Consider the following 11,853-nt stretch of genomic DNA (forward strand, 5'->3'; position numbering starts at 1 on the left):
GATCGCCTAACGTGCAGAGACTCCAAGCTAAGCTAAAGTCTCTGCGCTTGTTTCTTCGGGAGCAATCGGAATATGCTGGTAGCCTTTAGCATTTTTGGGCTTCTTCCGAAGATTGAAGGTATTGTTTATCCAAGATTGAATCGAAAAACTCTAGATGCTGTCTTGCAACAACTGACCACTGATAAACCGAATGCGCTCGGTCAAGTCCTTTTTGAGCAAGCGTCGTGCGGAGTGCTGCATCTCCGATCAACATTGAGATGGCTTGAGTCCAGGCTTTCTCGTCTTTCTCGCCAATCACAACTCCTGCCTCTTCAATTACATAAGGAATCTCACCGCTATCACTGCCGATTACCGGAATTCCACAGGCAAACGCCTCAATCAGCATTCGCCCAAATTGTTCGCGCCATTTTCGCGTTGTCTGACTTGGCGCACAAAGGATATCCATTGCGTTGAGGTACTGTGGCACTTGATCATGAGTGACGGTTGTACAGATGCGAACGCGATCGCCATAGCGTTCTGCCCACGATCGCAATTCTGCTTCCATTGCCCCTGTGCCGACAAACAAAGCTCTCCAAGGTTGAGCAACCTGATCCAGCACCCGCATCAACATCGTCAGCCCTTTTTCTGGAACAAATCGCCCCAAAAATCCAACGATCGGAGCATTCATTTGATCCCATTCCAAGCGGTGCCGAATGCTTTGCTGCATCTCAGGAGCCGGAAAGAAATGCTCGACATCGACTCCATGCGGAATGATTCGCATGGGTCGATCGTAGCCTTGCCGATGTTTTAATGCAGCCACAACCGTTTGACCCGGTGCAATCCAGCCCGACGATCGCTGCATAGTCTGAGTTTCTATCCAGTTAAACGGCGGCGGATAGCGTTTGGAGTTGTTTTGAGCCGTAAAGTAAACTAAAGGAGTCTTGGTAGGAGCCTGCCGCGCAATTTGTCCACCTGACAAGACGTAAGGCTCCTCCCAGCAATGCACTAAATCCCAACCCTGCTGCAAAATTTCCCTCAGGCGATCGCGATAAAGTTTTAACTGTGGAACTCGATCAAACAAAACCGGAACTCCTTTGACTCCTGCGCGGTCGTGCAAATCGGTTTCGAGTGTCAGAGGACGCAAATCCCCTTTGAGTGTCGAGGGTGCCACGATCGTAATGTCCCAGTCCGCTTTTGCCACACGAGACATCTCATTGGCAAGACGGCGATTCAGCGGAACAATGTACGAGTGCCCGATAGTTAAGAGCCTGCGCGGAGAAGACTTCATGGTTATTCAATGTCTGAATTAATGAACAGCACGAGCAAATTTACCCCTTAATCTGCGCGACGAGCATAAGCCTGCAAATTGAGCGCTAACGGCGTATGCACTCCTCCGGGCAGCAATCGTCCAGCTACGTAAACTGAAGTTCTAAATAAACGAGATAGAATCGCACCGGACGACCACATCGGCGGTATTTCTGGGACACCAATTTGCAAAGACACTGCTTCAAACCCAGCACGAGTTAGTGCCATCTTCAGTGATTTTGGATTGAAATGATTCACGTGAACCAGATTCGTTGCGATCGCGGCATCAGGAGCTTGACCGATCGCGTGTCGAAGTTGCTCTTTTCTCAGTTGATTGATCCCGCACGGAACCTTGACGGCAATCCAGCCTCCGGGAGAAAGCAGTTCTTTTAGCTCTGAGAGAATTGTCACTGGATCAGGAATATGTTCTAAAACATCCGTTAAAGTAATGGCATCATAACGACGATTTGTTTGTGCTAATTGATAGGCATTCATCGCATGAACGGTCACACCCGTCTGTTCTGCCGCGAATCTTGCCACATCCGCATTCAGTTCAATCGCTTCTACTGCCCATCTCGCCTGCTTTGCGAAAAAGAGCATCCGCCCAACATTTGTCCCAACATCGAGTAAGGTACGTCGCTCATGCGGTAAACGGTTGCCCAAATCGCTCAAAATACTCTGAAAAATCCAGTCTTTGTAGGGCCAAGCGTAGTGTGCTGCCATCGCTTCATCCGTGGGACTCTTTGAGTAGAGACAGTCAAAGAAATTTGAAGGCTCAGGTAAGCCCTCAGGTTGAATAAAGCCGCACTGTGAACATTGATTTAACCAAAAAGTTTGACGATCGTAAGCGACAATTACCTCGTTGGTTTGATACTGCATATCAAAATGTTCTTGATTCACAGGAGTCAGATGTTCATTCCCACAAATCGCGCATTGGGACAGAGAAACGAAAGCTGGAGCAGTACAGGGCATCGTCACACCTCGACAGCGGAGAACGGTATGATTAAATGGAATGACTAAAACCGATCATTACAAGCACCGAGATTTGAGCAGCAATCAATCTTTGAAGGTAGTGAGATCGCAGTTTCAGTCAGTAGAACTATGCAATGTTTATGCAATCTCACCTAGCGTAGAATCACGGAACTTAATCGACGATCGCATAAAAATAAAGCAGAATTACGGGCTCCTCTCTTGCCCTTATCAGTCAGAATTCAAACGAAATTGTAGACAATATCTATGCTCTCTTTCACTTCTAGTGTTCTTATTCCCAGCTTTCGTCGCCCTGAGCATCTGAGACGGTGCTTGCTCAGTCTAGCGACTCAAACTCAACTTCCGGATGAAGTGATTGTGGTTTGGCAGGCAGACGACACGCCAACTCGTAATGTGGCTCAATCGCTTGTATCCTCGCTACCTTATGTGTTGCGAGTACTGCACTGTGCTGAAGCAGGAGTTGTGAGCGCAGAAAATTTAGCCTTAGAAGCTGCATCCTCAGACATCATTCTGTTGTGTGATGATGATGTAATTGCGCCTGAGACTTGGGTTGCTCGTCATTTGTCGTTCTATACGGATGCCACAGTGGGTGCGGTGGGCGGCTCGGCGAACAATCATTATCCCGACTGTTCCAGTTTTCCGAAGCGATCGGTTGAACCGATTGGTCGATTAACGTGGTATGGCAAGAGTTACGGCAATATGTATGACCAAATTGAGGCTTGGACAGTGCGTGAGGCGATCGACTGTGATCATCTAGTCGGCTATAACATGAGCCTCAGACGAACTGCATTGGATCGATTTGAACCTGCACTAAAACCCTACTGGCAACAATTCGAACTCGATGCTTGTCTTCAGGTTAAAGCGAGGGGATACCGCGTTCTGTTTGATTTTGCCAATGTAGTAGCTCACTATCCAACGAATAAAGCTTATTGCGGTGGAAGGGATGGAGATTTACAGGTAAAAGTGTTTAATGCTTGCTACAACCAATCTTTTATTCTTGCAAAACACAGCCCTGCATATTTGCAGTTTTGGCGGCTTATCTATCTGTTTTTAATCGGTTCTGTGAATGCACCTGGGCTGATTGCAAGTTTACGAGCCATTCAACTGTACCGAAACCCACATCAAGAACTCAGAATCCTACAATCCGCTTGGAAACAAAGGATTGCAGGATGGAAAGCCGGACTTCAGGCGCGAGAATTACGATCGAATCTCTAATTTAACGAATTAGAGATACAAACCGTGAATGCTTTTCACAGTGTTAGAGAGGTCACAGTGTTAGAGAGGTCACAGTGCTAGAGAGGGTTACAAATGCGGCAATGGAGATAGCTGCATAACTCTCTTACGCCATTGATACCGTTCTTCTGGTTTGAGCAGGGTAAACCAAGCCAGCATCAAGAAAATAACTGCTGTAAACACCATTGAGGCACCAAGCTCGATCCAGCTTTTGGGAGGATAAGAGTGAGCAAACCAGGCTACTTCAGGAACATACAGCGCTGCTAAAAGACAAGGGTGCACGATCGCAGCAAGTAGGGCGCGAGGTGATGAGCCAAACTGGTGTTTGAGGTGATAAAGCATTCCCCAGAGATACAGCCCGAAAAAGGAGACAAATGTTCCTAACAGCGGCCCGGTCAATTTCAAAGCAGGAGTCGCAAGTAGGCTGACTGAGATATTGAGAAGACTGGCAAACATGGACATTCTAGCAATCCTCGCTATATTTCCTGTTCCTGAGAAGCACCAACCCCAAAGGGATAACACTCCCATCGTTACAGCGTTGATTGCGGCAAGGGTACTGACTCCCATCCCTGCAAATCGCTCTGAGCCAACCCAAAGTTGCACAAACTGCGGATTGTATAGCAGAATCGGGATCATCAGCATCAAGCCGGATGTAACGACTAATTTTGTTAACTGAACAAGTCGAAGATTGAATTGACCCAGTTCACCTTTCGCATATAAGTCAGCTAGCCCTGACCAAGTTGCATTTCCAACACTCTGTACCTGTGATTGGGCGATCGCAAACAGCCGCTGAGTCATCACAAATGGAACCACGCTTGCAGGCCCTAAAAAATAGGCAATGACAAGATTGTCAGTGAATAAACCAATTTGTCCAGATAGGCTGTAAATCAGCGTCGGAATGCTTAACTTTTGAAGTTGCTTGCGAATGGGCTGCATTGCTTCAGTAGGAGCAGAAAACACTATCCTCAAAGCGCTTGGATACTGACGTATGCTTTTCCAACTGATTAAGATTGTTGCAACGATGACACCGATTATTACTGCGAGGGCTTGCCCAGCCATTCCCATTCCTTGCGCTGCTAGATATAGAGAAGCACCCGTAATGATTAAGCTCTGTAGAACAAAAGAGAGGTTGACAATATCACTGCGCTGCGATGCTTCGGTTAACAAGCGAAAGGGAGTCAAAGGAAGTAAAAAGGAACCCAATACTCCGATCCAATAAGCCGCTTGTAGGTCAAGCGCTAAGGATGGCTGAACTGGGACGAGATGCAAAAGTGCAAAACTAAGCATAACAGCGGCTCCCAGCATCAGAAGTAAGACTTTGCAGTAGGCTCGAATTCCAACTGCAACGGTCAATTCAACCTGAGCGCGATTTCCTTGAGCAACTGCGATCGCAAGCACGGGCAACAATGATCCGCCCAGTCCTAATTCTAAAATTTTCAGATGACCGAGCCAATCACCAGCAGAGCGGAGTGCCCCAAAGCGATCGTCACCCAGCCAATTTAAGATTAAGGGAGTACTAAGAATTCCGGTTGCTAAGGTAATCGCTTGCAGCAGTAATGATGAAGCATAATTGACAGCAGAGCGCTGTGTCCGGCTCATAGTTGATCAACTCCTTTCTGGGCAGCACCTAGTGCTGCTTCATGTAATCGCTCCGCATCTGTCCACACTACTCCCTCACGGATTACTCGTGCAGGAACGCCAGCGAGAAGCGAGTGAGGGGGACAAGAGCGGGTCACAACGGCACCTGCTGCAACAACTGAACCCTCGCCGATCGTCACACCCTTAAGAATTGTGGCATTACAGCCAATCCAAACATTATCTTCGATACAAATTGGCGCTGTGTATGGAGGTAGGCCAAATCCATGACCATCATCGTCCAAAATAGTTACACCAAAGGAGATCGCGCATCTTCTCCCAATTTGAATAGAAGTACTTGCATAAATACGGCTACCATCAGCAATATACGTCCCTTCACCAATGCCTAAATTAGATTTAGCTGCCACAGATAAGATAGTCCCCCGCCCAATGCAAACTTCTCCATCTAATGCCAAAATTGATTGAGAAGCACAAACAACGACTGTAACCGAATTTCTAGGTGTAGCATTGCCAAAATGAGTTATGCCAACATAGCAAGTGCCCTTAGGAGTTGTGATTGAAGCATCTTTCGCTAAGGACAATTGAATTCGTCCTCGACAGATAAATTTTCCTCTACTAAAAATTCGCCGATTGAGACGAAGCTCAGCAGGAAGATTAATACTTAGAATTTTATGAATAAAACTTGCTTCCACGACTGACAATTCCTCAGTTATATCTCTTACTCTCGATGCCTAGACTGATAAGTCTGCAATGTATTGCTAAAGCTTCTGAGCGATCAGAACGATGTTTGCAGCGTAATCGTGTCCAAGCAAGCGAGTGATCATCAGTCGAGAGGCTAAGCTAGAAAACTTTTCAATCAAATTTCTGCTGGGCTTTCCAAAGATCACGCGGTATCCTTCTACTTTCAGCCCGAACGAAGTTAGATAAGCCCATAGATCATGAATGCTGTAGCAATGCAGATGAGTCATGTCCCAGCTTAATGGATTAGAGATACATCGTGCATTCGGGGTCTGAATTACAAGTAGTCCACCTGTCTCTACTCGATCGATCAATTGGTGAAGAAGTGCCAACCCTGGACGTAACTCTAAATGTTCAATTGTGTCAAAACAAAGCACTGCTTCATACTTCTGATCAATTTCTTCCAAAGTTGAATAGGTGTAAGTAAACTCTTGCCCAATATCTTGAGTATGATAAACGCCTTGAAATCCTGCGCGATAAAACTTCTGCTGAATTCGTAGATCGCCAGCGCCAACATCTAGAATTGTGGATTTAGCCTTAATGCGATCGAAAATGATTTGCTCAATTTCGGAGAAGGAGGAGTCTGCCCACCAATGCTTTGTTGGAAAATGAGGTGAATTTGCCAGTAATTCCTTACGCTTCCAATAGTTTGCGTAAGCTAAATCAGAGTTAATCGGACTGCTTGTAGAGTTGCTCATCAGAAATTCCTTCATCTGGTTTATGGGTGTGATTGGCTCGATCGCAGGGATACAGGCGATGTAAATTTGCTCTTTTGAATTTGCTCTTTGATAGCATTTGGTCGCATCCTTAGCTATCAGTGGCTTAGGAAGAGTTATGCGATCGCTGCCGAAAAAGTATAGCTTCATCGCATATCTGCGAATTCTGGTAACTTGAAAGTTTTTGTACTTAAGGAAACGGAAGATCCACAGAAGATACTCTGACAGAGCTTGAGCTTTGAGCAAGACTTACAAGATACTAGCTAGAGCGACAGACATAGTATTATGAACTGCGCTTAAAGCCGCTTCTCAGCAGGATTACTGACTCAAATTCCAGTTCATTCAATCAGTAAGTCCGTGAAAAGTCGTCCGTAAGATTACGACTTCTTAGGACTTGCAGCAGGTCATTCCGCAAAACTACTGACTATTCTCTGAAAATAAGCTGAAAACTGATTTGATGAGTCGATCTTGATCATCCTAGTTGTTTAGCAGTCTGGATTAGCGAGGGATGCTGTACGCTTAAATGCTTGCGATTTGGTCGATCGACCCAAAGCACGCTCATAAACCTGAATTGTTGCTTGAGCAGTCTGCTGCCAGCTAAAATGCTGCGATCGCAACTTTGCTCGCTGTCCTAAGCTCGATCGATACTCCGGATCAGCGTTGATGTATCGCAGACAGTTCGACAATTCTTGTGTGTTCTCCAGACTAAATAAGATGCCTCCTTCTCCTAATACTTCAGGTAGACAAGTCGCTTGTGCTGCTAAGATTGGGCATCCGACTGCCATTGCTTCACACAGTTGTAATCCGAACCCTTCGTACTCACTGGCATACACAAAGCAGAGCGCACCCGCATACAGCTCAGGCAAATCTCGATCATCGACCCATCCTAGAAATCGAATGCGCTCAGCAATCCCTGAAGACTCCGCAAGCAGACGAAGCTGGTTTTGATCTTGACCTCCTGCAAGCACTAAATCAACGCCTTGTAAGTTCGCCTCAGCAAATGCTTTGACCAAAAAGGGAATGTTTTTGCGCTGCTCCAAACCACCGACATAAAACACATACGGTGATGCTAATTGATACTGCGATCGCACTGCATCCGCAATCGATCGATAAAAATGATCATCTGCCGCCTCATAAATCACGCTCACCTTAGAGGCTGGAATCTTGAGATGCTCGACTAAATCACGTTTAGAGAACTCACTCACCGTAATGATGTGCGTCGATCGAGTTCTTGCAATCCAGTGATAAAGCTGACTTTGCCGATAAGCGAAGCTGAAACGTTGGAACAAAGACAGGTGTTTCGCATAGTAAACCTGATCGATCGCATCATGCAGCGTTAACACTTGAGGGCATGAATTAAAAGCAGGTAATCCAAAGTTCATTGGACAATGCAGCACATCGATTTGATCCTTCGAGCATTGCTGAGGCAACCAGACTTGCTCCCATTGCAGATAGCGCATAGCGGGAGAAAGCCGCACCTGGTAAGCAGATTGCGGCAAGCGCTCTAGATGAGCGGGATGAATCGGACGATCGCTGTACAGAACTAACTGAACATCTAGCTGGGCTAATTCTGCTAATAGATTTGCAGTATAACGATTCCAGCCGCGCAAGGTCGGGGCTGTTAATAGCCGCGCATTAAATCCAACCTTCATGAATTTGCCTCGATGATCGCATCATAGACCTGCTCAACCTGCGTCACTGTCACGGTTGGGCTACAGACTTGTTCTAGAAGTTGTCGAGCATTGTGACGCTGAGTTTCTCGACGCGTCGGATCGTTGAGAAGCGCAACCGTTCTTTCAATTAGTCCACGATCGTCGATCGCAATTCCAGCATGAATCCCGTCTTTGGCCGGTAAACCCTCGACTCCTTCGGGAGTTGTGACCACAGAAGTTCCAAACGCAAAAGATTCCATCACTTTCACTTTCATGCCGCTTCCGGCAGTCGGGGCATACAGTAAAACATCCATTTGCCGAAAGTACGGAGCAATATCGGGGACATCTTGATAAATCGCCAGATCAGAATGATTCTCGAAGGCTGCAAACCGAGTCCGAGCAGAGCGTCCCACCAGTTGAAGTTGAGCCGTCGGAACTTGAGCTTTAATCTCTGACCACAAACGAGTTAAAAGCCGCTCAGCCGCCGAATAAGTGGGCATCCAGCCGAAATTCCCAATCAAGCCAACAACCGGGCGGTTTTGCTGGGGTTTGATCTGGCTAAACGGTGAATGAGACAAATCAAATCCAAGCGGAATGGTATGCGCGATCGCTCCAGGATGAAGCTCACAAATTCGATTTGCCAATCGATCCGACAGTGCGATAAATCGAGGCAATGATCGCAACAGATAGCGTTCTGCGCCGTAGCTCCGCCACTTATAGATCTTTGCTCTCCAGTCGGAAGACTCAAAAGCACGATCCTCAGAAAATAGATAATGTACCGTAACTACTGTTTTCTCTGGGTGACATAGCCCAAGCCAACTGCTCCAAAGCTGCTCTAGGTGCAATACATCATACGGAGCGGCTAAACGTTCTGCTAATGCTTGCTGAAACTCCGAACTAAAGACATAAGAGAAAGGACGGCGAAAGCTTTGCCACTTTCCACGCAGTCCTGCTGGTGGACGATAGAGATAACAGTGGAGATCATAAGACGGAAATAAAGCCTGAGTTTGCTCGATTTCCTCAGTCGTTTCACACGCAACAAAAGCGGAAACTTGATGACCGCGATCGACCAGTTCTTTGAGTAAGACATAGTACCAATGGCTATCGGCTTTGCCGAAAGGAATCGGTGGCGATGTCATAACTAAGACAATCTTTTTGGTCATAAGTTAGGCTTTCCCAAAATTCTGGAATTGCGATCAACTGAACAGAAGTTCAAACTTAGCGAAGTTAGACAGAAACAAGTGCACAATGAGCTGAATCATTGATCACATCAATAATCTGCTGTGCCATCGCATCCCAAGTTCCACTCCGTAGTAAATAAGAAACTTGCTTCTGCACCAACTGCTGATACACCCGTTGATGACTCTGCCAATGATACAGTACATCGATCAATTGAGCCATATCATTTGCATCGGATAACAATAACGGTCTTAACTCGTTTGGATATCGCTCTGCAACTCCCGCCGTTGCCGTAACGATCGCCGGAATTCCACAACATAATGCTTCATGCACCCCTAAACCATACGCTTCATACCGAGTAGGTGCCACTAAACAATCTGAAGCTCTCATTAGATCTGGAACATCAGTGCGAAATCCAAGAAACTTGATACGATCGACCAATCCCGCTTCCACAAGGCGCTGCTTCCAGCTCGGCAACTCAGCACCGCCCCCAATCACAAGCAATTGAGCATTCCAGGCTGAATTTTGGCATAATTGCTGCCATGCTTCAAACAATACATCAAACCCCTTGCGCCGATCTCCTAATGCACCAACAAACACTACGATTGGGCAATCCAATGGCAAGCCCAACTGCTGACGTAGCGATCGTGCTTCTCCAGCCGTTGCAGGATAGAACGTGGTGGGGTCAATGCCATAGTAGATCGATCGCACTTTCTCAGGAGTAACCAATCCATTCTTAATCACATCGGCTTTGGTTCGCTCTGAGTCGGCGATGACAAGTTGCGCTCGCTGCAAGCGGCGTTTTTCTGAGTGACGAAAATAGGCGTGAGTTGCTGCAATCTTTGCTTTTTGCAGCACATTGACCTTTGATTCTGGACGATAAGCGGCATGAACATAATGCACCCAGTTCACATCGCCCCAGTCACAGTTTCCTCCATTGACTAGCACTCGTCCGCCTCGCTGCGTAATCCGATGCGCCCAAAATCGTCCGACGCGATCGAGCAAAAATTCGCTGAGAAAGTACGATTTTGCCACCTTTGGTACGCGATGCCATATCAAGTTTTCGTAGCATTGTAGGTTCGGCTCCACACGATGGGAGACGACGTGAACTTCCGTGCCCTGTCGAACGAGATAATCGACTAAAGCATAGTTTGCGCGATCCATTCCCCCCGTTTTCACCAAATCGCCTGTCACTAACAGAAACAGTTTCATCTTCTTGCCAAATTTGAAACAACAATGTGTTGTCGATGGCTGTTCTGCGCTGCCACAAACAGAGTGGCATTAAGCAACCAGAATTCCATGCCACTCTGACTGATAAATATAGGATAGTTAAAGGTTAGGGCGACCGCACCGATGTTGTACGCAAGGATAATTGCCCCCCACAATTGCAGCGAGGACTGTCGGTTGCTAACGACTTGCCAAACTCCAAAGCAGGCAGCAATCAATGCTCCTGAATAAGCAATAATCAAGGGAATGCCACCATCGAGCAACCAACCTGTCCACTGAATCTCAACCCACAGCGGCTGAGTGATCGGATTAAGATTATCGCCAAAGTAGCTATTGATCATTCCCCAGCGTCCCAAGCCTGCGCCGAGAGGAAACTGAGGCAGCAGTTCGGTAATCGTAGCTTCTAAAAAGTGACCACGACTTTGATAAACAACGGTGTCGGGAGACTCTGCAATCAGTGAGAGAAAGCGATCAGCTGTCATGTTCCCCCCGATCGTCATTGCCCAGCTTGTGGTCGCGATCGCAACCACGATCGCCGTACCAACCATCGATATCACCTGCCAAACTCGTTTGAGTTGAATCAAGACAAGAGCAATCACCAGTAAGCAAAGCAGCGACATAATCAGTGTAGAGCGTACCTGTGAAAGATAGATACAAAATAAGCCAGCTCCAACACTTGCAATGGCAAATAAGCGAAAGAGTAGATTGCGTTCTTGCAGAGCGATTCCGGTTCCAAGCAGTAGCGCATAGAAACCAGAAGAAGCTGCACCCCCTGGAACATCGCTGAGTCCAGAGGGACGGAAGATCGCCGTTCCATTTGCCAAAATAATTTTTAACTGCTCTCCTTCAAATGCGCCTTCGGTTACCACTGAAGAAACCGCAAACCGAACCGTTTCAGGATAATAAATTTGTAGTACCCCTACAATTGAACTCGCCGTGTGAAATCCCCACATCAGATAGATCAACCAGCGAAAATCACGATCGTTCAGTTCGAGGCGAGTCACCCAAAACAGTGGTGCAAGAATCGCGAGATACATCAGACATTGTGCGACTCCCGCAGTCAGACTACTGAGATAGGGGTGCCAAAATAACTGCAACGCCATGATGCAAAGAATGACGATCGCCCAAGGTTTGGCTGGATGTTTGATGCCGGTTTTGGGAATTTTCCATAATAACCCCAAGCTCAGTGCAAACGCTCCAACTCGCATCACAATTCTAAACTGTGAAATTTCAGGAAA

10 protein-coding genes are annotated in these 11,853 nt (G+C 46.8%); 1 reads left to right on the forward strand and 9 read right to left on the reverse strand.

Annotated features, from left to right (window positions below):
- Window positions 1-85 precede the first annotated feature (85 nt).
- On the reverse strand, window positions 86-1,267 hold the full coding sequence (locus H6F51_05960; protein MBD1822042.1) for a glycosyltransferase family 4 protein: 1,182 nt from the start codon (window positions 1,265-1,267) through the stop codon (window positions 86-88).
- Between the two features lie 47 nt (window positions 1,268-1,314).
- Window positions 1,315-2,256: a class I SAM-dependent methyltransferase gene (locus tag H6F51_05965; GenBank protein ID MBD1822043.1), complete on the reverse strand. Its 942-nt coding sequence runs from the start codon at window positions 2,254-2,256 to the stop codon at window positions 1,315-1,317.
- 264 nt (window positions 2,257-2,520) lie between these two features.
- Between H6F51_05965 and H6F51_05970 the strand changes: the two genes are divergently transcribed.
- A complete protein-coding gene (locus tag H6F51_05970; protein ID MBD1822044.1) occupies window positions 2,521-3,489 on the forward strand; it encodes a glycosyltransferase family 2 protein in 969 nt (322 codons plus the stop codon).
- 87 nt (window positions 3,490-3,576) lie between these two features.
- On the opposite strand, the gene H6F51_05975 is transcribed toward H6F51_05970, so the two are convergent.
- From H6F51_05975 to H6F51_06005, 7 genes are all read right to left on the reverse strand, one after another.
- On the reverse strand, window positions 3,577-5,106 hold the full coding sequence (locus H6F51_05975) for a lipopolysaccharide biosynthesis protein (GenBank protein ID MBD1822045.1): 1,530 nt from the start codon (window positions 5,104-5,106) through the stop codon (window positions 3,577-3,579).
- The gene (locus tag H6F51_05980; GenBank protein ID MBD1822046.1) at window positions 5,103-5,762 is read right to left on the reverse strand and encodes an acyltransferase; all 660 of its coding nucleotides are present in this window, start codon (window positions 5,760-5,762) and stop codon (window positions 5,103-5,105) included. Before H6F51_05980 ends, H6F51_05975 begins: the two co-directional genes overlap by 4 nt.
- A gap of 99 nt (window positions 5,763-5,861) precedes the next feature.
- Window positions 5,862-6,539 carry a methyltransferase domain-containing protein gene (locus tag H6F51_05985; GenBank protein ID MBD1822047.1) on the reverse strand — a complete coding sequence of 226 codons (678 nt, stop codon included), beginning with the start codon at window positions 6,537-6,539 and terminating at the stop codon, window positions 5,862-5,864.
- A 503-nt stretch (window positions 6,540-7,042) separates the two neighbouring features.
- On the reverse strand, window positions 7,043-8,209 hold the full coding sequence (locus H6F51_05990) for a glycosyltransferase family 4 protein (protein MBD1822048.1): 1,167 nt from the start codon (window positions 8,207-8,209) through the stop codon (window positions 7,043-7,045).
- Window positions 8,206-9,372: a glycosyltransferase family 4 protein gene (locus tag H6F51_05995; protein MBD1822049.1), complete on the reverse strand. Its 1,167-nt coding sequence runs from the start codon at window positions 9,370-9,372 to the stop codon at window positions 8,206-8,208. Before H6F51_05995 ends, H6F51_05990 begins: the two co-directional genes overlap by 4 nt.
- Window positions 9,373-9,436: 64 nt before the next feature.
- Window positions 9,437-10,600, reverse strand: a complete 1,164-nt coding sequence (locus H6F51_06000) for a glycosyltransferase family 4 protein (protein MBD1822050.1) — start codon at window positions 10,598-10,600, stop codon at window positions 9,437-9,439.
- Window positions 10,597-11,829: a hypothetical protein gene (locus tag H6F51_06005; GenBank protein MBD1822051.1), complete on the reverse strand. Its 1,233-nt coding sequence runs from the start codon at window positions 11,827-11,829 to the stop codon at window positions 10,597-10,599. Before H6F51_06005 ends, H6F51_06000 begins: the two co-directional genes overlap by 4 nt.
- Window positions 11,830-11,853: the final 24 nt, after the last annotated feature.

This window comes from Cyanobacteria bacterium FACHB-DQ100 (genome assembly GCA_014695195.1).
In the GTDB taxonomy this organism is placed as follows: domain Bacteria; phylum Cyanobacteriota; class Cyanobacteriia; order Leptolyngbyales; family Leptolyngbyaceae; genus Leptolyngbya.